Origin of the sequence: Chitinophaga niabensis (genome assembly GCF_039545795.1) — a bacterium.
Lineage (GTDB): Bacteria > Bacteroidota > Bacteroidia > Chitinophagales > Chitinophagaceae > Chitinophaga > Chitinophaga niabensis_B.
In genome coordinates this window covers 1,641,124-1,665,528 of the sequence record NZ_CP154260.1, presented here as the reverse complement: position 1 = coordinate 1,665,528, position 24,405 = coordinate 1,641,124, and the positions used below count along the sequence as shown (strand labels likewise).

Here is a 24,405-nt window from a genome sequence, read left to right as displayed (position 1 = left end):
ATATGAACAGATGAAAGTTTCCTACCGCCATATATCCACACCTGAGGATGCCAGTTTTACGATCAAAGAATACTGTCAGCCCCGCTTTACCAATACTTTCCATTTTCATCATGGGTATGAAGTGATCCTGATCGTAAAAAGTGCAGGCCATGTTTATGTGGGCAACAAGGTGATGAATTATCATGAAGGAGAGATCTTTATGTTCGGTCCGGGACTCGTGCATTGCTGGTCCAGCGACAACCTGACCACCAGCGCCGATGACGTAGCCCAGGCCACAGTAGTGCAATTCACCGCAGATTTTATGGGGAAGGACTTTTTTGAGACCGTGGAATTGAGGAAGATAAAGGAGTTGTTGCAGGAATCCGTTTACGGCTTAAAATTCAGGAACACCTCTCCTTCCCTCCACCCGCTGTTCTTCCAGTTCCAGCCCAACCAGCAGATGAAGAACCTGATCCTGTTACTGCAGATCCTGGAAGAGTTGTGTCAGCGTAGAAAGGACGGCGCCATATTAATAACAGACGATGTGAGAAAGATCCATTACAAGGAGAGCGATTCTAAAAAGCTGGCATCTATTTTTAACTACGTGTTTGAGAATTATCATCATGAGGTAGATATCAGGACTGCCGCCTCACTGGCCTGCATGAGCGAAGCCGCCTTCTGCCGTTATTTCAAAAGGAACACGCATAAAACATTCTCTCAGTTTGTAAATGAGATCAGGATCAGCCATGCAACAAGGCTTTTAATGGGGAAAGAGAACAATATCACAGACATCTGTTATACCTGTGGGTTCGACAATGTTTCTTATTTCAACAGGCAGTTCAAAATTCTCCAGGGAATAACGCCCAGGGAATATCGTAAAGTGTTTATTGAAAGTAATGCGGGCAAACCTTTTCTGCGGACTGCAGATTAAAATGCATAATGCCGCATACCACCATCCACAACAGCCACAGTACCTGTGATATATCTTGCACGGGGTGATACCAGGAAAGCAGCCATATTCGCCATGTCCTGGGGTTCTCCAAAATCACCCAGGGGTATCTCCTGCGCGGCAAAGTTCTTACGCTCCTCACCCGGGAAGAAACGGCGGATGTTATTTGTATCTATCAGGCCTGGTTGCAGGCAGTTGACCCTGATACCATATTGACCGAGCTGGGCGGCGAGCTGCTTGGACCACATGACCACGGCTGCTTTGGCGACGGATGAACCGTTAACAGTTCGTAACTCATAAGTGCTGGCAAGGTTAAGGATAACGCCCTGCTTACGTGTGATGAAATGAGGCAATAACTGTTGTGTCAACTGCCGGGGACGATCAAAGTCAAGCGTCATGGCTCCTTCCCATCCTTCTTCCGTACCTATAACATCCAGGGGAGCACTCTGGCCGGCATTGTTCACGAGAATATCCACCTGCCCAAGACTGGCGAGTGCAGCTGCTGCGATCTTTTGCGGGCCCTCCGCCGCCGTGAAATCCTGGGCGAATGTAATGGGTTCGATACCGCCCGCAGCGGTTACTTCTTCTTTGAGACTGCTCAGCAGTTCTTCGTTCCTTGCAGTGGCAAATACTTTCACACCTTCAAGCGCCAGTTCTTTTGTGATAGCCCTGCCGATTCCCTGGCTGGCGCCTGTTACTACTGCTGTTTTACCTTTCAGATACAGATCCATACATATAATTTCTTTGTAAAAGTAGTGGGTAGCAGGTAATTTTATGGCCTATACCATCAATTGTATGGTACGCACAAACTTGTAAGTAATGGCAACCAGGAAGAAAGATTCAACGTATAGCAGTAACGAAAGATGGATCATTGAATGTGATCTCACCTATGCTGTGAATAAGATCGGGGGCAGATGGAAAATACTGATCCTGGATAAATTAGCAGGCCGAAGGCTCCGGTTCAGTGAACTGAAAAAGGAATTCCCGCTAATTACGGAACGCATGCTTACTTTACAGCTTCGGGCACTGGAAGAAGACGGCATGGTGAAACGGACGGTGTATGCAGAAGTACCTCCGAGAGTAGAATATGAGCTTACGGAGATGGCTGCAGAGATCGGGCCTATCTTCAAACAGCTGAGCATCTGGGGGAGCAAACACCGGGAGAAAACCGGACTTGATACTCCCACTAGAAAACTTTAATACACAAGGCTCAGAGCACCAAAGAATGTAATAAATTATCCCCCCTTTTCTAACAAATTTTTGTTAATTTGTTTGCAGATAGCTTTTTCCTCTGTAACCCGGGGAAACGGACAGTAAAGAATAACCAAAATCACCCCGCGGTGTTGTTTACAGATAGAAAACCATGAGAGGCGGTCCCTACTTTGTGAAGTTGATAGCTGCTCATTATTATGATTGTTAGACCAAAGTATATTCAATATTATGATTGTATTATCCCGGAATCCTGCTCTGCACTGCATGCAATGTGTCAACCAAATTCAGTTCGCAGCATTAATTGTCCAGAACGGTTCTGTAAGAACTGAAGCAACATCCTATCAAGTAAAAAAATAAAACTGCAACATGAGAAAATCTTACTCTCAATTTTCCCGCCTCTGCTGCATAGTGGTTGTACAACTATTATTTAGCGGAAGCGTTTTTGCGCGTGTAACTGCTGTTATGCCTGATGGCAATGGTGGTTATGCGAAGACTGCCCGGGCTGTAATTGATCTGCGGGGCACGATCAGGGACCAGAAAGGAGAACTGCTGATCGGCGCCAGTATTAAGATAAAAGGTACCCAGCAGGGTACTGTTACAGATGCGAATGGTGCATTCGTTTTAAATAACCTTCCTCCCGATGCTGTACTGGTAATATCCATGATCGGATATGAAACCCAGGAATATAAAGTAGGCTCCTCTACCAATATCCGGATAACGCTGGCGCCGCAAAGAGCCATGGAAGAAGTGGTGATCACGGGTTACCAGACCCTGAAAAAGATCAACTATGCGGGCGCAGCCACTACCGTAAAAGCTGCTGACGTTAAAGTTCCCAGCTTGGGTACCCTGGATAAAATGCTGCAGGGGCAAGTGGCAGGCGTTACTGTTCAAACCACCTCTTCCGTATTTGGAACTGCTCCTAAAATAAGGGTGAGGGGTAGCGCTTCCATCAGTGGTATCAACGAGCCCCTGTGGGTACTGGATGGTGTTCCGCTGGAAGCACCGCTTAACATTGTTCCTTCAGAACTCTATGCAGGTAATGCCCGGAACCTGCTGGCCAGCGCGCTCTCCAACGTAAACCCGGAAGATATTGAGGAGATCACCGTATTAAAAGATGCTACCGCTACCGCCATGTATGGTACCCGTGCCGTGAATGGTGTGATAGTGATTAGCACCAAACGCGCCAGGAAGAACTCGGCATTACGGGTGAACTATACTTTCAATTCCACCCTGAGCCTTAAACCTTCCATCCGTGATTTCGATGTGCTGAACTCAAAAGATCAGATAGAGCTTAACCAGGAACTGGGCATCATATATGACGCTACCCTGCAGAACTTCTCTGCTGCTACCTCAGGACCGCTTTCCAAAGCAATGGATCTGTACAATAGACGCCTTATCACGGAACAGGAATACCGGGAGATGATACGTGACCTGAAAACGCAGAACACAGACTGGTTTGATGAGCTGTATAAGAACTCCGTCATGCAGCAGCATTCCATCAGCCTCAGCCAGGGGGGAGAAAAAAGCGCCACCCGCCTGTCTTTCAGCTACTATGGTGATCCCGGTAAAACAAGGGGTGAAAACACCAAAAGATATACCGCCAATCTTGTACACAATCTGCAGGTAACAAGTAAGTTTGGTGCAGAGATCATGCTGAAATATGCCAGAAGAGAACAAAGGCAGCCAGGCATTCAGGTAAACCCCTTCACCTATGCCAGAGATGCCAGCCGCGCTTCCAAACCTTATGCATCAGACGGTAAATATGAATATTACAAAAAGGGATATGCAGATTTTAATATCCTGGAAGAGATCGACAACAACTACGTTTCATTGGGTAGTACCGATTTCTCTGCGCAGTTGAATCTGGATTACAAGTTTACAGACAAGCTGAAATTTACGACCCTGTTCAATACCCGGTTTACGAACTCTACCATAGATGAGATCCAGACCGAACATTCCAATTTTGCCAATCAATTCAGAGCAGACGATTTCAGGATCCTGGAAAATAATCCCCGCCTGTATAAAAGGCCCGGCTCTCCTTCCTATGAGCTGCCACAGACGGTTCTGCCGGAGGGAGGTATCCTGGACAAGGAAACCATTGAAGCAAAATACTATACTCTGCGCGGACAACTGGAGTGGACCGCGCTTGAAAAGAATGACCACAGACTGGCTGTAATGGCTGGTATGGAAGTAACGCAGAATAAACAAAGCGCCAATTTCTCAAGAGGTTATGGCTACCGGGGGGACAGCAAAACGTTTGCTTCTTCGCCTTTAGCTTATGAAAGATTGCTCCTTAGCAGCAACATGCCGGACGATGAAAGAAAGGTTTACAACGGCAGGAACCTCCTGCAGGGTACAGCTTCCTATGTGAACGACTTTACCCGCAATGCCGTATCCTACTACTCCAGTCTTTCTTATAATTACAAAGGCAAATATTCATTTGATGCCTCCTTAAGGAATGATGCAACAAACGTATCAGGCAGGGCCAGCCGCAACAGGTTCTTACCCACCTGGGCATTAGGCGGCGCCTGGAACTTCTCCGAAGAAGGTTTTATGGAGAGCCTGAAAAATGTGATCAGCAGCGGAAAAATAAGAGTCTCCTATGGCCTCAGAGGAAATGCCGGCTACCGCGGTCCGGATCTCGTGGCATATTATCAGAATATTGTAAGACCCTACCCTGACTATAATACTACCGGGGTGAACATTGTAGAAGCAGAGAACTCAGATCTGGAATTTGAGAAGGAATACATGTTCAGTACCGGTATCGATCTCGTGTTCGCTAATGCTGTGGACGTTACTTTCAACTATTACTCCAGGAAGAATTTTGACCTGGTAGGCTATAAACCCGTACAGTCCTCTTCCGGCTACCTCACCAAGCTGTTTAACTGGGCTGATATGAAGAACGAAGGAATTGAAGCCTCTATCGGCATTAAAGCCATCAAAATTGCCGGCGACTTCAGCTGGTCCGGTATGGTGAATGTGGGATATAACAGGAATGAGGTATTATCCGACTACCAGGGCAATAACCCTTCCGTATTCGATGCCACAGCCTCCGAAGGCTTCCCGCTGAAGGGCATGCCTTTAACAGGGTTGTATGCCTTCCGCTTTGCAGGGTTGAATGAAAGTGGTCTGGCCACCTATTATGATGTTACAGGTAAAATTGTGACAGGCTTTTCCGAAAGTAACAGGACCCTCGTGGATGTAAATTACCAGGGCAGCAGGGATCCCCTTTATTCAGGTGGTTTCAATTCTAATTTTATGTATAAAGACTTTACCCTCGGCGTGTCTTTTGTATTCAATGCAGGGCATGTGGTACGTAAAGCTGATTACTACAGGGGAGGCACTTTATCCAGCGTCTACCGGGATGATCAGAACGCACCGGGTGATTTCGCTTACAGATGGCGTGCACGAGGCGATGAGAAATATACAAACATTCCGCGGCTGCTGCTGCCGGCCGATGTCGATGACTATATTAATGCCGGCTACTTTGATGCATCCGTATATACGGTGTACAACAGGTCTGATATCCGTACTATCGATGCTTCTTACCTCCGCCTCCGCAACATTACCCTGCAATATAACTTTGGCCAGCTGGCCAGGCAGTGGAAGATGCAAAACTTTACCGTGGGCTTTGAAGCTTCCAACCTTGCCGTATTCGCTTCCGAAAGATTTAATGGCATGGATCCTGAAACACTGCTCACAGGGCTGAATATGCCACCGGTAAAATCGTTCACGTTTAACCTTTCTGCTACCTTCTAAATGGAACGCGAAAGTTTAAAGTCATCTTTAAAAAGAACAGCATGAAAAATAGAAACATATATCGCGTCCGATCTTCCCGGTTTATACTGGCGGGCGTATTCATGGGAATACTGGCCATCAGCTCCTGTTCCAAATTCCTGGAAGAACCGGTGGATAACAGAACGCTGATCACCACCATTCCTGATATGGAAAAAACGCTGAATCAGTTGCAGCCATACTCCGATCATCATTTTACGGATATCATGTCCGATGACTATATTTTCCGGGACCTGGCAGGCCATAATGTGGAACAGGCGGTAGAACAACTGCTGCCCATATTTGAACTGGCGATTACCCGGCAATCCCTCTCTGCCAACCGCTTTTTAAGCAGCGGGTTTAATCCTGTTTCCGCTTTCAGGAGATATTATAATTGTATCATCAATTCATTGCTTATTATCAAAAAGGCAAAGGAATACAAGCCTTCAAATGATGCTGAAGCCAGGAGCATAGCTGTCATCACTGGGAAAGCATTGGCCATCCGGGCATATTGCAATTATATGCTCGTGAACCTGTTTGCCAAACAATACAATCCCGCTACTGCTGCAAATGATGTAGGCATACCGTTTGTGGAAAGTTATGACGGTGCGCCTGTTGTACCTTATAAACAAGCAAGTGTACAGGCTATCTATGCATCTGTGGAAACAGACCTGCTGGCTGCCCTTAACCTGGTAAATGATTCAGAAGCCAGCAACCCACAGTTTACATTCAGCAGGGAAGCCATCCTGGCTTTATTGTCCCGCGTATACCTGAACAAAAAAGATTGGGATAAATGCATCCAGTATTCCACTCAACTGCTGCAAAGACGTAGCGTACCGCTAAACGTAGGCCAACTGAGAACAACCATCAGGGATTATGCACAGTACTCCAGCGCTTATTTCAACCCTAGCAATGCTGCCTACATCATGATGGGTAATAATACCTATCAACTGATGGCCTATTTCTGGCATGGCATGTACCCTTATCCTGCCAGGCAGGTAATGCAGCAGAACGGAGCGGATGATGCCAATGATTACATTATCCAAACCAGCGCACTGATGAATGACTTTGTACCACAGAAGTTAATGATCTTCCAGCCTACCGGTACCAGGAATGGGAACATCCCCTTACTCACCGTGGATGAAGTGTTGTTTAACAGGGCGGAAGCAGAAATTGAGAAAAGTAATGGTATCAATGACAACGCTAAAGCAGACCTGACCCTATTAATCAGAAATCAGAACTTCTCTACTAATACAGCCAATACCAAAGTGACCCAATTGAATGGACTCACTACCAGGGCCATGGCTATAGCCAATCTGATTTTATTAAAGAGGATCAGGTTTTCCAGTGAAGGAATGCGGTGGTTCGATATGAGAAGGCATTCATTACCCGTTGAACACGTAGGCCGCTCAGGCACCTACAAGATCGATGGCACCAAACCCGAAGACTATGTTATTCAACTGCCAACAGAAGAAATAACACGTAACCCGGGCCTTAACTAATCATTACATGAACTTAAATTGCTTTACGATGAATAACTATAAAATTCCTGCTCTGATCCTGATCTGCCTGGTTATAGGGCTGATAGCCTGTAGGAAAAAGGAAGCCGCGCTTACTGCAGAAGTGGACCCGCCACCTGTATTTGATACGCGGACCCCGCTGGGAGTAAAACAGAAAGACATCTTTGACAGATATGGTGTGATCATTGAATACAAATGGAACCGTTTCGCCTACGCGCCGGATGTAGTAGCCAACCCTGCCAACACAGAAGATGTACTGCCCTATATTGAGTTACTGGAGGAACTTTTCTTTAAAGCCATGGACTCCGTATCAGGTCCACGCCTTACCGCTAAAACGGAAACACCGGTAAGGATCCTGCTGATAGGAAATGGCCTTAACTACGGAGGTGCTGAAGATTTCGGAGAATCTACTGCCGGCCAGGCTGGTAATATCCAACCCAACAGGCTTACTCTGGGAGGACTTACACCTTTTGGAGAAGTGATCCGGGCTACAGGGCCTACTGCGGATGCGGATTATATGGAGGCTATCTATGACGCCGCCCCATCCAGCTTCCCGGACGATGCAGGACTGATCGGGTTCATTTACCATGAATACACCCATTACCTGGACAGCAAACACCAGATCCCTGTGGGATTTGAGAAGCCATCAAAAGTGGAATACCTACGGGGCTCTAACCAATACCTCAGGCTCTCACTGGCCACCGCTATTTCCAAAGGATTCTATATCCCTTATGGCATGCAGAATGAACATGAGGATTTTGCCACGTACGTACAGACCATTATCTGGAAATCGGACGCGGAAATGCAACAAAATTACTTGAGGAACGATACCACCAGGGCTAAACACCAGCTGGTAACGAAGTACTTTACTGACCTTGGTATTCCTATTACTTCTCTGAGGAATTATCTGACCAAACAATCCGTAAAGGACCGTTTGATTGCATTGAAAAGAAAATATGAATAGTAGAGACTATTGTTCAGCTATTTCAAAATCTATCATTTATTCTTTATGAACAGACTTATCAAAATACTACATAAACCGGCAGTGATAGCCCTGGCTGTGATAGCCACAGTCTCCTTCTCCTGTCAGAAGAAACTGGATTACACCAAACCGGCGGATGCCAACACTTTCGAGAAGGATAAAGTGGCCGCGTTCAAGGTGCTGACGGACAATGAGGATGCGCTTTGGGCCTGGGAAATGCCCAGCACCCTCACGGGCAATCCATTTCCAAGCATATTGCTGCAGTTCTTTAAAGATTCTACCGCTAATATCTATTCTATATTCGCAGATGGAATTGTAGAAGATCTGCGAAAGTTACGGGCTTCGGGAACCTTAACACCCACAGAATCTGCCCAGGCACTTTCTCTGATCAATACTTTTGCCCCGTACCCGGATAATCAGCTGAGGGACATACTGGAAAACCCGGCCAATATCACTTTCAAAAACAGGACCCTGGCTTTATTACCCAATTATCCGGGCTTTAATTCTCAGGGCGTATACGTAGAAGAAACAGATGGTGCATTTGACATGAACGGCCCGGTGCAACTGAGCCTTACTTTTCATAACAGTTCCCTGCTGTCTTTTTTAAAGGAGAATGGCGCACTTGATTTTGATTTCAGGGTGATGAGGGCTGTACCGGATACTGTAATCTTAGATGGATATTATGCCAACAATGCAAATAAAAAATCCACCTTGTACAAAACAATCGAAACACCCCTGAACTTTATGAATGGGTCTAACATCCTCATGAGAGTGAACCCCTCAAAAGCACTGGTTTCTCTGAGAGTAGACGGAACGGCTATAGCCACGCCTGCTGGATTCAGGTCAGGGCTCGATTTCTTCTACAGAGCATTCAATCAGGACTTTGATGCTAAAAAAGGTTTCGGTTTTTCCGCAAACGGAGTGGGTACTGCGGTGATGCCGGATGTATTAAAATCTGCAAAGATCGTAACGGTGAAAAGCTTCTTCAATGGTAATCCGCTCACTGCTCCATCCGGAACTGTTTTGGTGACCATGACGGTTAACAATAATGATGGATCTGCGAAGGATATCACCTTTGTGAAGGACTAAAATATCTTTTTCTTATAAGGAGGGTTTAGCGGCGGAAATGCTGCTAAACCTTTTTTATTGCCTGCAATTATTACCTACTTATGGAATTTTGCCCTAGTTTGCGCAGAATAATCTTCTAATTATAGATAATTGTCATCTAACCAACCATATAGTGATAAGGAACTGTTTTTGCGTATTGCCGAGGGGGACGAAACTGCTTTTGCCACCTTATTTAATCTTTACTCCACACCACTAGCCTTAATTGCTTTGCGGATGCTTCATAGCGAACCGGCAAAACAGGAGGTGGTACAGGAAGTTTTCATAAAACTATGGTTGAACAGGGACCGCTTAAAAGAGGTGCAACACCCCGGCGCCTGGCTCAGGAAGATCACCATCCATGAATGTTTACAATATCTCCGTAAAACTTCGTTGTATAATAGTAAACTGGAAGGCCTTGAGCCGGGAGGCACAAGTTTTAACCATGCCCTGCAGGCCATTTCAGTCAAGGAAATACAACAGGCAGTGAAACAGGCCCTGCAGGTTATGCCCTCCCAGCGCAGGACTATCTATGAATTGAGCAGGGGAAAAGGTATGGCCACGAAAGAAATAGCCGCTCAGCTTGGCCTTTCAGACGGGTATGTGCGCAATGCCATCAGCGCTGCCCTGCAAACGATCCGCAGCTTTCTGCCGGACTCGGTACAGTTACCTGCCATTATATTTTTATTGTTTTTTTAGAGCCGATAGTGACAACTCATTTTCTCCCGCATCTTATTAACAGCGCATGGACAATACACGTATATATTACCTGGCCGGTCAATACCTGAAAAAAAGCCTTAGCGAAACAGAGCAGGAGGAATTTCAGCGTCTCTTACATGACCCGGTGCACCAGGAGGCATTGCAGGCTGTTTTTGAAGAAATGGCAGGCGAACTGGACATGGACACCGTGCAGGATAAAGCGCTATTGCCCCTGCTGGAACGTTCCCTCAACAGCGACAGGGTCCAACACCGTGTTCGTTCCCTGCCCCGCAGAAGCCTTAGCTGGGCTGCAGCTTCTATCATCCTGCTGCTTGCTGCAGGCAGTTACCTTTGGACTACCCAAAAGAAAAATACACCTCAGGCTGCTATAACAACAGTGATAACTCCCGGCAAACAAGGCGCCATTCTCACACTGGCCGATGGTTCCCAGGTGGTACTGGACAGCCTGGGCAATGGTGTGATCGCTAAACAAAAAGGCGCCAGTATCGTGTTAACGAACGGCCAGCTTACCTATGCCCCTGACGAAAACGGATCCGGAGAAATTGTATTTAATACGATAGCTACCCCTAAGGGCAGGCAGTTCCAGGTGACCTTACCTGATGGCACACAAGTATGGCTGAATACAGCCAGTTCAATACGGTATCCTACAGCATTTGCCGGCAGCGAAAGAAAAGTGGAGGTTACCGGTGAGGCTTATTTCGAGGTGGCGAAAAATGCCGAAATGCCTTTCAGGGTGATCGTAAACAATAAAGCGGAGATAAAAGTGCTGGGTACACATTTTAATGTGAATGCTTACGAAAACGAGAAAGCGATTGCTACTACCCTGCTGGAAGGATCTGTGCGTGTAGCACCATATGAAACCGCATCAGGGAATGTGATCCTTCAACCCGGCCAGCAGGCCCAAATAGCCGGTGCACCCGGGATAAAAGTTATTGAAAAGGCCAATATAGATAAAGCCATCGCCTGGAAGAACGGCTTGTTCTATTTCGAAGGAGCTTCTCTCGCTGAGATCATGCGCCAGCTGGAACGTTGGTACGATATTGAAGTAGTGTATGAAAAAGGCATTCCTGACATTGAATTTGAAGGGGAAATAACCAGGGATGTTCCGTTAAACGGCTTACTGGCCATGCTTGGAAAAACAGAATTGCATTTTCGTATAGAAGGCAGGAAACTGATCGTGTTACAGTAACAAACACGCTTATTATATGAATAAAAAACCGTCACAGGGACTAGCTGTGACGGTACATAGATCCAATTGATCAAAAACGGTCTGACAACCAATTTATTAACAACCAAATCTGCTGCAATTTATGCAAAAAAAATGCTATTGGGCTCCTATGCGCCCGGGGGAACAGCGTGTGCTTACCAAAATCATGAGGGTTATGCGATTAACTGTCTTTTTATTAACCGTTGCTTTTATTCATGCTCATGCAGCCGTTAGGGCACAGAATGTCACTCTTTCCGGCAAGGACCTGAGCTTAAAGCAGGTTTTCAATGTTATTAAAAAACAAACCGGCTATGTGCTGTTCAATCAGAAAGGAGTGCTTGCGGATGCCAGGCCCGTATCCTTATCTGTGAAGGACCAGCCTTTACGGGACCTGTTAGAGCTGATCTTTAAAGACCAGCCGGTTGAATACGCCATCCAGGGGAAAACCATTCTTGTTTCCAGGAAACGCTCAGTGGCGCCTGTTAAACCACCGGCTCCGGCTCCTGAACGTGCCATCCCCACATTCATCCCTGTGCATGGTATTATTCGTTCTGCTACCGGCCAGCCTTTACCAGGTGTAAATATTGTAATACAGGGAACAAATAAAGGCACTACTTCTGCCGCTAATGGTTCTTTTTCTATTGACGCTAATGAAGGAGATGTACTGAAGGTTTCCGCTGTTGGGTTTGCTCCGATCAGTCTCCGTTTTGTAAACGGAAGTTTTCAGCTTGCCAAAGAAGACAGTCCTTCAAAACTGATCTCCGGCAATCCTTCTTCTCTCTCTATCCACCTGGCCGTAAGCACTTCTCCATTGGATGAAGTACAGATAACGGCCTATGGCACCACCACCAAACGGTTCAATGCCGGTAACATTACTACTATTACGTCTAAAGACATTGAAAAGAACCCGGTAAATAACGTATTGGAGGCATTGCAGGGCAAGGTACCCGGTTTGTTCATCCAGCAGGTGACCGGCCAGCCCGGAGGAGCTTTCACCGTGAGGATGCGTGGCTCTGCCAACCTGTTCACCGGCGCTACACAACCTATGATCATTGTGGATGGCGTACGCTACCCCGGCAGTACTTTACCGCTTTCCACCAATACTTCATACGGCACACAAAATTTCCTGCAGGGTGGCAGCGGGCTGAACTACATCAATCCGAACGATATTGAAAGCATTGATGTGCTCAAAGATGTGGATGCAACAGCCATCTATGGCTCCTCTGGAGCTTATGGCGTGATCCTCATCACTACAAAAAGATCAAAGGCAGCCCAGCAATCTTTTAATGCAAATATTTACACCGGCGTATCTGTCAATGGCCGCACGCCCACTTTACTCAATACAGATCAGTACCTGATGCTTCGCCGGGAAGCGCTGAAAAATGATAATATTACCGGACCTCCGACTGATAATGACCTGAACGGTACCTGGCCTGCTGACCGTTATACCGACTGGCAAAAGGAATTCATGGGCAAGGCTGCTGTTACCACTAATGCCAATCTTTCTTACAGTGGAGGCGCTCAGAACGTAACTTACCTGATCAGCGGAAGCATCCGGGATATGGGTAATATACAACGGCACCGGGGAACAAACAGGGATGGTTCACTTCGGTTTGCTTTAAATACAAGTACGGCAAACAACAAATTCAATATGGCCTTAACCGGTACGTATCTCTCTTCCAAAAACGATATGGTGCCCTATGATTTTTCCGTTAGTGCACTTACGCCTCCCAATGCGCCACCACCCTATAATAAAGATGGCAGCATTAACTGGGCTGCCATTGGAAGTGATGTTAATAGCAGCGGCACGGCAAGTAATGCCAATAGGCTGTATGAGAACCGCACAAATAACCTGCTAGCCAACGCAACACTCACTTACCGGCCCATCAAAAAGGTTACGCTGCGCAGTATTTTCGGGTACAATACCATCAGCGGAAAAGAACTGATCGGTTATCCCACTTCTGTATTCAATCCCAGTAATACCCAGGCGGCAACACAAACCGTGGGTATCTTACATCAGTATAATACCCGCTCTTTCACCATTTCACCTTATGGCGAATTCAATACGTTTATCGGTAAGAAAGGTGATTTCAGTGTTAAACTGGGTGGTGAGATCAACAACCGGATCACTTATTTTGATGATATCACCGGCACAGGATTTCCAACGGATGCTTTACTGAACAATCCTTCTGTGGGTTCCACCGTAACCACCAGTTATAATCTCACTGAATACCGTTCAATAGGTATGTATGGCATTTTGAAATTTGTGTGGGATAGTAAATATATTATCGACATCAATACACGGCGGGATGGCTCTACGAAATTCGGACCTGGCCGCCGTATCGGGAATTTTGGTTCTGCGGCACTGGCCTGGATCTTCAGCGAGGAAAAGCTGATCAGGGACCATTTGCCCTGGCTCAGCTTTGGTAAGTTAAGAGTAAGCAGCGGCATTGTGGGTGGTGATGCGATCGGCGATTTCCGGTACCTGGGAACGTATAGTGTGATCGGCGGGACCTATGATGGCAAGGTGGGATTAGGCCCTAACTCACTTCCCAATCCCGTGCTGAACTGGGAACGTAATTTTAATTCTGAAGCAGGCCTCGAACTGGGCTTTTTAAAAGACCGCATTACAGTAGATCTTAGCTATTACCAAAACCGGGCTGGCAATCAACTATTGGAGCAGCCTTTATCCAGTGTTACCGGCTATACCAGGTATGCTTTGAATTCAGACGCATTGATCCGCACCAGCGGCATGGAGGTCAGCCTGAATACCACCAACTTCAAAACAAAGAATTTCACCTGGTCTACCAGGTTCAATATTTCATTACCTGAAAGCAAGCTGCTGAGGCTGCCTACCCAAAGCAATCAGAAGTCAGACTATGTACTCAATAAGCCTGTTACCGGCATATTGCTCTACAAATACAATGGAGTGAATCCGCAAACCGGCAACTATAGTTTCACGGATGCTAAAGGCAATGTTTCTGATTTTATGGGAGGATTAACGCAGGCAGATAAAACCGAATTCATAGATCTGGCACCGAAGTACTTTGGCGGGCTGCAAAACAGCTTTACCTACAAACAACTGACGCTGGATTTCTCCTTTAATTTCACCAACCGCATGGGTAAAAATTCCCTTGGCCAAACCGTGTTTCCTTTTGGTATCTATGGGGCCAATGGTTCTACTATGTGGTTGCGCCGCTGGCAAAAACCAGGAGATGTAACAGACATACCAAAACTGAGCTCACAATTCACCTCTTATTTCAGGCAGGACCTGCTGACAAACAGTACCGGCGCCTATAGCAGGGCAACCTATGCACGATTGCAGAATGTGAGCATCCGTTACAATCTCCCTGCGGAGATCAGTAAAAAAATGCATCTCAAAAACCTCTCTGTTTATGTACAGGGGCAAAACCTGCTGACCATATCTGAGTTTGAGGGCCTGGACCCCGAAAACTTAAACGCGGGTGTGATCCCACCATTGCGTGTATTTACCGGCGGAATTAATGTTACACTTTAATGCATTGACATGAAGAAGATACTTAGTTTTTCAAAATACCTGCTTACACTCAGCATCACATTAAGCAGTTGTGAATCCTACCTCGATGGCACTCAACTGCCAGCCAATACTATCGCAGCTGTAGACGTATACTCCAGCGATAATACCACATCAACGGTTGTTACAGGGGTTTACCTGACCATGAATAATTCCGGGCCCTTTCAGGGTTCTGCAAGCGGTAACATTGGTTATACATTGGGCTTATATACCGATGAACTTCGCAGTTTGCTTTCCGGTAATTTTGCAGATGTATTCTACAAGAACGCCATTCAAAGCGCGCAAAGCGGCAACTGGTCAGACCTGTACAAAAAACTCTTTACGGTGAACACTGCCATTGACGGCATCAACACCAGCAAGGGTAACCTGGTTTACAAGAACCAATGGCTGGGTGAGTGTTATTTCCTGCGTGCCTATTTTTACTATTACCTGGTGAATATTTATGGCCCGGTGCCGCTGGCGCTTACTAATGATTATGCCATCAATAACAGGCTTTCCCGCTCTCCGGAAACAGAGGTATATAAACAGATCATCGCAGATCTTAAAATGGCGCAATCCCTTTTAAGCAACGAATACAAAAATGGTTACGGTGTTACCACCACTAACCGCTTCCGGCCCAATAAGGCCGTGGCTACAGCTATGCTGGCAAGGGCCTACCTGTATGCAAAAGACTGGGCGAATGCTGAGGCACAGGCAACGGCACTTATCAGCAACACAGATTACAGCATCTTACCACTGAACCAGGTATTCCTCGCCAACAGTAAGGAAACCATCTGGGCACTGGCTACCAACAACCCGAAAGTGACGAATGAATACGCTTTTTACAACAACGGTATGCCTGCCACTATCACCCCGCCGCAAACTCCCGGTTCTTCATTTGTATACGCGGCGTTAAGCAGCTTTCTGATCAATACTTTTGAATCCGGCGATGCACGTTTTAACAACTGGGTACGTACATCTACAGTGGCTGCCTCCGGCACAAACCCTGCAACCGTGTATTACTTCCCCGGCAAATACAAGTCTTCAGCCACCAATGCTGAATACCAGATCATGTTAAGGCTATCAGAGCAATACCTGATCCGGGCAGAAGCAAGGGCCATGCAAAATAAAGACAATGCAGCAGATGATCTGAATGTTGTGCGGCTGCGCGCAGGCCTCCAGGGTTTGCCGGCAGGTACACAAGCCACTCTCCTTACCGCCATCAATAAGGAAAGACAAACTGAACTATTTACAGAATGCGGTCACCGGTTCTTTGACCTGAAGCGGACCGGAACCATTGATGCCGTGATGGCTACAGTGGCGCCCACGAAACCCACTACCTGGCAGCCTTACATGGCTTACTGGCCCATTCCGCCCGCTGACCTTCTGCAAAATCCTAACCTGAGCCCTAACCCGGGATATTTACAATAACATATCCATCAAACAGGATGGCCACATGCCGTCCTGTTTGTTTTTCTATCACTATTAGCTGAATTTTTCATGAAAACATTACTTCTATTCGCAGCCCTGTTTACGCAGTCCAACGAATACACACTCACCATTAAACTTAATACACTCAAAAAGCCGGCAAAGGCGTACCTGATCAAAGATTATGGCTGGACTAATCAGCAGGTACTCGATTCTGCCGAAGTACAAAAAAATACTTTCCGGTTCAGCGGCCAATTGGATGAGCCCTCAAAAGTGCATGTGCTCATTGATCATAGCGGTCAGGGAATGACCAAATGGGAGAAAACAGCAGATGTGCTGGATCTCTACCTGGAAAAAGGTGCTATTGAAATTACCGCCAAAGACGTAATAAAAAATGCAAAGATCAAAGGAGGATCTGTGAACAGTGATCACCAGCTATATAAACAGGCTGTATTACCTCCCCTGGAACAGATCACCCAAAGCATCAATTCCAGCTACCTCACTGCTTCTGATCAGCAAAAAAAGGATCCGCAATTTATGGACACATTGATGAAACGGTATCGTGCAGCGGCAAAAGAAACAGACTCCCTGAAATATGTTTTCATCCGTCAGCATCCAGGTTCTTACATCAGCCTGGAGGCCTTGATAGAAGTGGCTGGAAAAGATGTAGATGTGCCGCGCATTGAGCCAATTTTCAAAAGGCTTTCTCCTGCTGTGCGCAACACCAGAACCGCTAAGGAATTTGCGAACATACTGTATGATCTGGGGCCGCTTTCGATCGGAGCACCTGCTCCCGATTTTTCACAGAATGATGTGAACGATAAGCCGGTTAAACTTTCTGATTTCAGGGGTAAATATGTACTGCTGGATTTCTGGGCATCCTGGTGCGGGCCCTGCCGGGCAGAAAACCCTAACGTGGTAGAAGCGTATCATAAATATTCAGATAAGAACTTTACGGTACTGGGCGTTTCACTGGACCAGCCTGGTAAAAAAGCAGCATGGCTGGCTGCCATTGAAAAGGATGGCTTACCGTGGATCCAGGTGTCTGACCTGCAGTTCTGGAATAATGCGGCAGCAAAGCTTTACCAGGTACGGGCCATTCCGCAGAATTTCCTGATCGACCCGAATGGGAAAATTGTTGCTAAAAACCTTCGGGGAGAAGCACTGCAGGAGAAGTTGAAGGCGTTGCTGAAATAAGCCCTATTGCTTTACTTCATAAGCACCAATTACACGTGATAGCAGGAATGGTTTGTGTTGCAATAAGCCCTATTGCTTTATTTCATAAGCACCAATTACACGTGAAGGCAGGAATGGTTTGTATTGCAATAAGCCCTATTGCTTTACTTCATAAGCACCAATTACACGTGATGGCAGGAATGGTTTGTGTTGCAATAAGCCCTATTGCTTACTTCATAAGCACCAATTACACGTGAAGGCAGGAATGGTTTGTGTTGCAATAAGCCCTATTGCTTTACTTCATAAGCACCAATTACACGTGATGGCAGGAATGGTTTGCCGGTATGGTCCTTCTGCGGATCTTGCAAAGAAAAACCTGCAGCCGCAGCAGGACTATTACCGGTAAGGGAAAAATCTCCCTTATCTGCATTACTGAACAGCGGGTCTTTGCCGGTCATTCTATTGCTTTCTGAAAACGGTAATTGCAGTGTGGCATTACCGGTATGGAACCACAGATTATTGGAAAAAGTAAAACTTTCCGGTGCAGTTCCCGGGCCTACACTACAAACAGTGCGCACCTGGTCATCTACACAAATAATATTGTTCCGGAAGGTATTATCGCTGCATTTGGCAAAACGCGCCGTATCCCTGTTCTCCTGCAGGATACGGATCACCCATCTGCCGGGTTTATATATCGTATTGTTCACTACCTCTGACCGAATACATCCTACAAAGGCTACAGGCACTTCAGCACCTATAAATACGTTGCTGTGAACTTTCAGATCAGCTGCTTCCCAGGTGGCATCAGCTGGTCTGAAAAAGGCCTGCCCGGTACTACCACCGAGGTTAATGGCCCTGCTCCCTGCATTTTTAAATACACAGGCTTCCACGCGAATGTTGCTACTCCCTCCTTTCATCTGCACAGCATTGGATCCCATATTCTCAAAGCGGCATTGAAGGATCTGGCTGTTATGGCATCCTACCATGTCTATACCACTGCCTCCTTTGGAGCCATTGAGAAAGGTGCATTGCCGGATGATAAGCTCATCTGCACCGGAGAGTTTCAGCAAATCATTATTGCCTGTGGCCGCCATATCCCGGAAAGTACATTGTAGGAAGGTGATATGATGCGTGGGTGTTTCATACGTAGCCCCATCATCAATATTAAGTCCGTTGCCCGTCTGGCCGGCGAATACAAACCCTTCAATGTGCAGATAGGCTATATCGCTGCCTCTCCAGGCTGCAGTGCCCCCTTCAAACAATACGTTCTTCTGGGCGATGATGTAGATCCATTTGGCAGCTGTGCCCTGGAGGCTGCCGAGTGACTGATCACCACGGTAGCTGCCTGTGTGCACGAGAATGGTATCGCCGGGAGCGGCAGCTCTGGCAGCGGCGGTAAGATCTGCATATGGCTGCCCATGACCTGTGTGGAGCACTTTGGCTGACAGGGGGCCATTTAAGCAGGAAAACAGCATCAGAAGGGATAAGGAACGCATAGAACTTAAAAATAGGGATAATTCCCCTCCTTTTTACCGGTAAACCTTGCTTTATATTCCTATATCCCTATATCGCTGAAAGCCCATTCCTATATCATTCTACCTACATTCCTATATCGGTTGGATATAGGAATGCTATAGGAGCGATATAGGAATGCTGGAACAACGATATAGGAATGCTATAGGAGAATACAACCAATAAGCCAGGTTGGCACTTATAATCAAAAAAAAACCGATTCGTTTTGCATTCAAAACGAATCGGTGAATGGACCTAAGGCCCTGGTAAAGTTTTACCCTAAAACTGGCACCTGCCTGTCCATATATTGCTTCCTATGCACCAGGGGCGTTTTGCCTGTAATAGATTTAAAATGCCTGTTGAAATTGGAAAAACTATTATACCCGCAATCGTAACAGATCTCTGCCACACTCTTGTTTGTTTCTGCCAGCAGTTTGCAGGCCTTCCCTATCCTGATCTCTATCAGGAACTCAGAAAACGTTTTCTTCACCCTTGATTTGAAATACCTGCAGAACGATTGTTCACTCAGGTGTGCCACTTCCGCTATCTCCTGCAGGGTGATCTGTCTGGAAAAGTTATTGAGGATGTATTGGTAGATATTATTCAGTCTTTCTGTTTCCATCGGGCTGTATTCAAACAACAAGCCCTTGCTGCATACCGGTTTGGTGTCTTTAGAGAAAGCGATCGTATGCAAGATCTGCATCAACCCTATAATGCGTTCCGCATGTCTGGCCTGCAGCAATTTCTTCATCATATCACTCACCCGGGCTTTTGCCGCAGCTTTGATCCTGATTCCCTGCTGCGCCTTTTCCAGCAACCGGGCAATGGACTGGTTTTCCGGTAATGCGAAGAAGTGTTCGCCAAAACAACCGGGTAAAAAATGGATAACAATCGCTTCTACTTTTAGGGAAGAGCCCTTTTTCAGGAACTTTTCATCACTGCGCCATAAATGTGGCAGGTCGCTACCCAGCAGCAGCATATCCCCGAATTCAAACTGCCCTACATTATCGCCGATGAATAACTGCCCTGATCCCTTTATGATGTACACCAGTTCTATCTCCGGGTGATAATGCCACTTATCGTAAAAATGCGGCACCACATCGTACCGGACGCTGAAAGAATGTTCCTGTGTTAAAGGGATCTTTAAAAGATGGATATTCAATTGATACTATAATGATATTAAAAAATCCTAAAAAGCAATAATATATGTGAAGATAGTGCAAATTAAGGCTAATACGCTTACATTCCACATTCTTCCCGGAGGTTATCTTTATAACATGAAAACACAATCATACGATCCACGTTATCCCGGCATGGACGACCTGATCAAAAAGGCTAAAAGCCGTATCCCGAAATTCGCCTTTGAATACCTCGATGGCGGCTGTAATGAAGATGTTAATCTTTATAAAAACACTTCGGAGATCCGCGAAGTGGAACTGATCCCTAACTATCTGACCAAACAACAACCCGTTCATCTGAAAACGGAGCTTTTCGGTCATACGTACGATGCACCTTTCGGCATCTCTCCTGTTGGGTTACAGGGGCTGATATGGCCCGGCTCTCCGGAAATCCTTGCCAGATCTGCATTTGAAAATAATATTCCGTTCATCTTAAGTACCGTGAGCACCAGCACCATTGAGCGGATCAGTGAAATTACCGAAGGCCGTGCCTGGTACCAGCTCTACCATCCTGCCGAGAACTCCCTGCGCGACAAGATCATTCAGCGGGCTGAAGCAGCGCACTGCCCTGTACTGGTGATCCTCAGTGATGTACCCACTTTCGGCTACCGCCCCCGGGATATCAGGAACGGACTGGCCATGCCCCCGCGCATGACACTCCGGAATATCCTGCAAATTATGGGCAGGCCGCATTGGGCTGTTAATACGCTGATACAGGGGCAACCCTCTTTCCAAATCCTGAAGCCCTATATGCCAAAAGGCCTCAATATGCAGAAGCTGGGTGCGTTTATGGACGCCACTTTCAATGGCAAACTGGATGAAGAAAAGATAAAGCCTATCAGGGATATGTGGAAAGGTAAACTGGTGATCAAAGGTATTGCCGGAGAACAGGATACCGAAGCAGCCATCCGGCTGGGCCTGGATGGTATTATTGTTTCCAATCATGGTGGCAGGCAGCTGGATGCCGGAGAATCAGCGATCCACTCCCTGCAACGGATTGTGCCAAAGTATAAGGACAAGATCACGATTATGATGGACAGCGGGATCAGGACCGGGCCGGATATTGCCCGTACCATTGCTTCCGGGGCACAGTTCACCTTTATGGGAAGGACATTTATGTATGGGGTTGCGGCTATGGGGAAAAATGGCGGGGACCACACGATCGCTATTCTGAAAAAACAGCTGACACAAGTGATGGCGCAGGTGGGATGTAATACCCCTGCAGAACTGGAGAGATACCTGGTGAAAAAAGGAGCATAAATATTAAAGCCGGGACTGATCAAAAAGTAAAAGAGGGCCTTGAGAATTGCATGCGGGTCTCCAGCAGAAATAGGGCTGACCAGTACGTTTTGGTCAGCCCCGCCCTTTGCATTACTTTCCTGTTAACATCTTTATAGAATCCACCTCTGATTGTTTATAAGGGCTTCCATCTTTTCTGAAGATATCATGGAACCACAATGCAGGCTGGCTGCCATCCGGTATGGGCGTATCCCAGGCATAAATGGTATTGGTTTTGCCTTCAACAAGCCCCCAGTTAATGGCTCCAACGTTTTCTTTCTTTAATATCGGCATAATATTACTGAACAGGCTGTTATTCCTCCTGGCCATATATTCCGTGCAGATCAAAGGCCTTCCGGTCCTTTTTCTTAAAGAATCGATCACCGTTTGATGCTCCTCAGGCCCATTATAGTTGTGATAGGTGGTGATGTCTGAATTATTCAGCTGAAACTCGTTCAATGCTTTCAGATCTTTACGCCATACGCCCACAGACAGTGGCTGGCTTGGGTTAACCGCGCGGGCCCAGGTAAATACCTTTTGCAGTAAAACCATACTGCTATCGCCTCTGTCAGAGTTTCCTGGTTCATTATACAGGTCCCACAGTACAATACGTTTATCATCTTTAAAAGTAGTGAGCACATCCGTTACATATGCCTCCAGTACTTTTACAAGTGTAGTATCCTCATTATAGAGATTTCCCGGGTCCTGCACCCAGCCCGAATTATGAACACCGGGTTTTGGTACAGGCTGTGTACCCGTATGATACGTAGGGTTCCAGCAATCATCGAAGAAAACAAACAAGGTGTTTATTCCATGCCGTTCTGCAATATCAAGATAGGTGGATACCCGCTTCTTAAAGCCATCCTTATCTATTTCCCATGCCGCATGGTGGAGGTAAACTCTCATGATATTCATACCGATGCTTTCAGCATACCCGAGTTCCCTGCTAATAGTGGCGGTATCAAACGTTTCTGCCTGCCACATTTCCAGCTGGTTGATGGCGGTGCTGGGTATAAAATCACATCCACGAAGCCAGCCCCATTTCTTGTACCATTCATTTGCTTTTTCAACTGGCCAAATGCCGTTTGTTGTTTCTTTTTCTTCCGCTTTCTGGTTTGGGTTCGCACATTGATAGAAACCGAATGATATCAGCACCATCATAACTGCTAATAAAAACCTGTTGTCATTTTTTTTCATACTGATCATTTATTTTAATTTTTCGGATAGCCAGCTAAATGGCTCGTTGGCGTTACAACCTGTTGCATCTTCTTTTACAGGTGCCTGGCCGGCTGCTTCCGTTTCACTCAATTGAATGTTTATACCCATCCTTGCACCAGCCCCCGGTTTCCCTCCTAACACAGACCATGGTATGGATACTTCCAGGGCATAACCACTAGGCTCATTCCCCGAAGTCGCCTGTACGCCTTTAGTATCCGGAAATGTAATCCAGTCACCATTCTTTCCTTCTTTTACAACCACGTTACCTGCTGCTGATACGGATACGGAGAATATACCTGTATGTGGCTTTTCATAACTTTTATTCTGTGCATCTATGAAAAAAGTAACCCCATCACTATTATCAATCACATGCTGGTCTTTTACCTTTGCCAGGAAGCGCAGGTGCTGATTATCATACGTGATGCCCGCATTTACCTGGCTGTTTGTTTTCCGGCCTACAAAAATGGTATTACCATCTATGATGTGCCCCCTGATCATCCAGGCTTCTGTTCTGTTGGATGCGGAAAATGCCCGCGTGCTGGTAACTGCAATAACAGAATTGTCCTTTAAAACACATACGCTGTTCCATTGACCTGATCTGTTCACCGGAATTACAAATGGTTCAGTTACCCTGTTAAATCCTGTGGCATTTTCATCACCAACGGCCACCATCATCACAGCATTTGGCTCTGTGCGCCCATCGGTGGCATTTGCCTGGTAAGAAAGAATGGTCTCTCCGGTGTTCAACTGTGCTATATAGGGAGCTCCGGCATAAATGTGATCATTCAGTTTATCTTTCAATGCATATAACCGGTTGCTGCCGGAAGCCCCCACAGTGGAAGCCCAGTTTTCGGAAAAAGTATTACGGATCGTATAAGGTTTGAACGTTGTAAATCCATTGTCCTCTATTGCAAAAACAACGGTTGACTTACCTTTCAGCAACAAAGGCACCGGCATCCCATCCCGGGAACCTGGCCTGAAACTTACGATCTGCGGGTTGGTACTCCATGTGGCGCCATTATCGGTGGAACGTAACATGGATATATTCTGTTCTGAGGAACTGGTATAGATACCTTCGTTCGCAAAGAACAATTGAATTTCACCATCAGGCAATTGTACAGCTGCAGGTTCCCAACATCCGTTCTCAAACTGGTATCCTGCTTCGTACAACAGCTGCTCATCTTTCCAGGTATTTCCTTTATCATAGCTTTTCTTAATGCGGATGCCAAACTTCCGGGAAGGATCAATCGCATGAGGCCTTGGGTTATACATTGCCAGTAAACTACCATCTTTCAATTCAAGCAGATCGGGTACTGCCATATTGATGCCAGGTGGTTTTTCTGCTACCGTTACAGTATTACTCCATGTTTTTCCCTCATCCGTACTTTTTCTGCTCATGATACTGCCACCCGATTCATAAATAGCGATCAGTGAATTATCCTGTAATTGTTTGATCCTGGCATACCCGTTATAATTGTTGGGACTGGCAGGGTCAGACACCTGTTGTAAAGTGGAATGATCCCAGGCGATCCGTGCCCCCGGTATAAAAGGCAGGGACCTTACACTATCTGCCGGATCATTCACTTCGCTATTGCTGCAGGCAGCCAGTAATACGCCTGCTAAAATAAGGTTCACT

The 24,405-nt window shown here is 46.4% G+C and carries 17 protein-coding genes; 12 read left to right on the top strand and 5 right to left on the bottom strand.

The genetic code is table 11. The annotated features are described in order from the left end of the window. Nucleotides 1–10 precede the first annotated feature (10 nt). Entirely contained in the window at nucleotides 11–910 is a 900-nt protein-coding gene (locus AAHN97_RS06905) for an AraC family transcriptional regulator (protein WP_343306827.1), read from the top strand. Here the strand turns inward: AAHN97_RS06905 and AAHN97_RS06900 are convergent. After that, nucleotides 907–1,659 (bottom strand): SDR family NAD(P)-dependent oxidoreductase, encoded by a 753-nt coding sequence (locus tag AAHN97_RS06900; RefSeq protein ID WP_343306826.1) that lies wholly within the window; start codon nucleotides 1,657–1,659, stop codon nucleotides 907–909. The two genes, AAHN97_RS06905 and AAHN97_RS06900, sit on opposite strands and share 4 nt — an antisense overlap. 88 nt (nucleotides 1,660–1,747) lie before the next feature. On the opposite strand from AAHN97_RS06900, the gene AAHN97_RS06895 reads away from it, so the two are divergent. The 10 genes from AAHN97_RS06895 to AAHN97_RS06850 all read left to right on the top strand — a co-directional run bounded on the left by AAHN97_RS06895 (nucleotide 1,748) and on the right by AAHN97_RS06850 (nucleotide 17,604). After that, nucleotides 1,748–2,128 (top strand): winged helix-turn-helix transcriptional regulator, encoded by a 381-nt coding sequence (locus AAHN97_RS06895; RefSeq protein ID WP_343306825.1) that lies wholly within the window; start codon nucleotides 1,748–1,750, stop codon nucleotides 2,126–2,128. 378 nt (nucleotides 2,129–2,506) lie between these two features. Further along, the gene (locus AAHN97_RS06890; RefSeq protein ID WP_343306824.1) at nucleotides 2,507–5,899 is read left to right on the top strand and encodes a SusC/RagA family TonB-linked outer membrane protein; all 3,393 of its coding nucleotides are present in this window, start codon (nucleotides 2,507–2,509) and stop codon (nucleotides 5,897–5,899) included. A 41-nt stretch (nucleotides 5,900–5,940) separates the two neighbouring features. Beyond that, nucleotides 5,941–7,416: a RagB/SusD family nutrient uptake outer membrane protein gene (locus tag AAHN97_RS06885; RefSeq protein WP_343306823.1), complete on the top strand. Its 1,476-nt coding sequence runs from the start codon at nucleotides 5,941–5,943 to the stop codon at nucleotides 7,414–7,416. Nucleotides 7,417–7,444: 28 nt separating this feature from the next. Then, nucleotides 7,445–8,398 (top strand): putative zinc-binding metallopeptidase, encoded by a 954-nt coding sequence (locus tag AAHN97_RS06880; RefSeq protein ID WP_343306822.1) that lies wholly within the window; start codon nucleotides 7,445–7,447, stop codon nucleotides 8,396–8,398. A 45-nt stretch (nucleotides 8,399–8,443) separates the two neighbouring features. After that, complete coding sequence (locus tag AAHN97_RS06875) at nucleotides 8,444–9,505, top strand: hypothetical protein (protein ID WP_343306821.1); 1,062 nt, start codon at nucleotides 8,444–8,446, stop codon at nucleotides 9,503–9,505. A 129-nt stretch (nucleotides 9,506–9,634) separates the two neighbouring features. Then, nucleotides 9,635–10,219, top strand: a complete 585-nt coding sequence (locus AAHN97_RS06870) for an RNA polymerase sigma factor (protein WP_343306820.1) — start codon at nucleotides 9,635–9,637, stop codon at nucleotides 10,217–10,219. A gap of 46 nt (nucleotides 10,220–10,265) precedes the next feature. Continuing rightward, complete coding sequence (locus AAHN97_RS06865) at nucleotides 10,266–11,429, top strand: FecR domain-containing protein (RefSeq protein WP_343306819.1); 1,164 nt, start codon at nucleotides 10,266–10,268, stop codon at nucleotides 11,427–11,429. A 193-nt stretch (nucleotides 11,430–11,622) separates the two neighbouring features. Beyond that, nucleotides 11,623–14,964 carry a SusC/RagA family TonB-linked outer membrane protein gene (locus tag AAHN97_RS06860; RefSeq protein WP_343306818.1) on the top strand — a complete coding sequence of 1,114 codons (3,342 nt, stop codon included), beginning with the start codon at nucleotides 11,623–11,625 and terminating at the stop codon, nucleotides 14,962–14,964. A 9-nt stretch (nucleotides 14,965–14,973) separates the two neighbouring features. Continuing rightward, the gene (locus AAHN97_RS06855) at nucleotides 14,974–16,410 is read left to right on the top strand and encodes a RagB/SusD family nutrient uptake outer membrane protein (protein WP_343306817.1); all 1,437 of its coding nucleotides are present in this window, start codon (nucleotides 14,974–14,976) and stop codon (nucleotides 16,408–16,410) included. A gap of 69 nt (nucleotides 16,411–16,479) precedes the next feature. Next, on the top strand, nucleotides 16,480–17,604 hold the full coding sequence (locus AAHN97_RS06850; RefSeq protein WP_343306816.1) for a TlpA disulfide reductase family protein: 1,125 nt from the start codon (nucleotides 16,480–16,482) through the stop codon (nucleotides 17,602–17,604). Between the two features lie 266 nt (nucleotides 17,605–17,870). On the opposite strand, the gene AAHN97_RS06845 is transcribed toward AAHN97_RS06850, so the two are convergent. After that, nucleotides 17,871–19,079, bottom strand: a complete 1,209-nt coding sequence (locus tag AAHN97_RS06845; RefSeq protein WP_343306815.1) for a right-handed parallel beta-helix repeat-containing protein — start codon at nucleotides 19,077–19,079, stop codon at nucleotides 17,871–17,873. Nucleotides 19,080–19,369: 290 nt separating this feature from the next. Then, nucleotides 19,370–20,257, bottom strand: coding sequence for an AraC family transcriptional regulator (locus AAHN97_RS06840; protein WP_343306814.1), 888 nt, complete (start codon nucleotides 20,255–20,257; stop codon nucleotides 19,370–19,372). A gap of 115 nt (nucleotides 20,258–20,372) precedes the next feature. On the opposite strand from AAHN97_RS06840, the gene AAHN97_RS06835 reads away from it, so the two are divergent. Then, nucleotides 20,373–21,533, top strand: a complete 1,161-nt coding sequence (locus AAHN97_RS06835; RefSeq protein WP_343306813.1) for an alpha-hydroxy acid oxidase — start codon at nucleotides 20,373–20,375, stop codon at nucleotides 21,531–21,533. A 111-nt stretch (nucleotides 21,534–21,644) separates the two neighbouring features. Here the strand turns inward: AAHN97_RS06835 and AAHN97_RS06830 are convergent, their stop codons facing one another. Continuing rightward, the gene (locus AAHN97_RS06830) at nucleotides 21,645–22,748 is read right to left on the bottom strand and encodes a cellulase family glycosylhydrolase (protein ID WP_343306812.1); all 1,104 of its coding nucleotides are present in this window, start codon (nucleotides 22,746–22,748) and stop codon (nucleotides 21,645–21,647) included. A gap of 9 nt (nucleotides 22,749–22,757) precedes the next feature. Further along, on the bottom strand, nucleotides 22,758–24,404 hold the full coding sequence (locus tag AAHN97_RS06825; RefSeq protein WP_343306811.1) for an exo-alpha-sialidase: 1,647 nt from the start codon (nucleotides 24,402–24,404) through the stop codon (nucleotides 22,758–22,760). Nucleotide 24,405: the final 1 nt, after the last annotated feature.

What these genes read in the sequence shown, in the direction of transcription:
- AAHN97_RS06865 (WP_343306819.1), top strand. Translation starts at nt 10,266, where the DNA reads ATGGACAATACACGTATATATTACCTGGCCGGTCAATACCTGAAAAAA.
- AAHN97_RS06860 (WP_343306818.1), top strand. Translation starts at nt 11,623, where the DNA reads ATGCGATTAACTGTCTTTTTATTAACCGTTGCTTTTATTCATGCTCAT.
- AAHN97_RS06905 (WP_343306827.1), top strand. Translation starts at nt 11, where the DNA reads ATGAAAGTTTCCTACCGCCATATATCCACACCTGAGGATGCCAGTTTT.
- AAHN97_RS06835 (WP_343306813.1), top strand. Translation starts at nt 20,373, where the DNA reads ATGAAAACACAATCATACGATCCACGTTATCCCGGCATGGACGACCTG.
- AAHN97_RS06880 (WP_343306822.1), top strand. Translation starts at nt 7,445, where the DNA reads ATGAATAACTATAAAATTCCTGCTCTGATCCTGATCTGCCTGGTTATA.
- AAHN97_RS06885 (WP_343306823.1), top strand. Translation starts at nt 5,941, where the DNA reads ATGAAAAATAGAAACATATATCGCGTCCGATCTTCCCGGTTTATACTG.
- AAHN97_RS06895 (WP_343306825.1), top strand. Translation starts at nt 1,748, where the DNA reads ATGGCAACCAGGAAGAAAGATTCAACGTATAGCAGTAACGAAAGATGG.
- AAHN97_RS06855 (WP_343306817.1), top strand. Translation starts at nt 14,974, where the DNA reads ATGAAGAAGATACTTAGTTTTTCAAAATACCTGCTTACACTCAGCATC.
- AAHN97_RS06845 (WP_343306815.1), bottom strand. Translation starts at nt 19,079, where the DNA reads ATGCGTTCCTTATCCCTTCTGATGCTGTTTTCCTGCTTAAATGGCCCC.
- AAHN97_RS06830 (WP_343306812.1), bottom strand. Translation starts at nt 22,748, where the DNA reads ATGAAAAAAAATGACAACAGGTTTTTATTAGCAGTTATGATGGTGCTG.
- AAHN97_RS06875 (WP_343306821.1), top strand. Translation starts at nt 8,444, where the DNA reads ATGAACAGACTTATCAAAATACTACATAAACCGGCAGTGATAGCCCTG.
- AAHN97_RS06850 (WP_343306816.1), top strand. Translation starts at nt 16,480, where the DNA reads ATGAAAACATTACTTCTATTCGCAGCCCTGTTTACGCAGTCCAACGAA.
- AAHN97_RS06900 (WP_343306826.1), bottom strand. Translation starts at nt 1,659, where the DNA reads ATGGATCTGTATCTGAAAGGTAAAACAGCAGTAGTAACAGGCGCCAGC.
- AAHN97_RS06890 (WP_343306824.1), top strand. Translation starts at nt 2,507, where the DNA reads ATGAGAAAATCTTACTCTCAATTTTCCCGCCTCTGCTGCATAGTGGTT.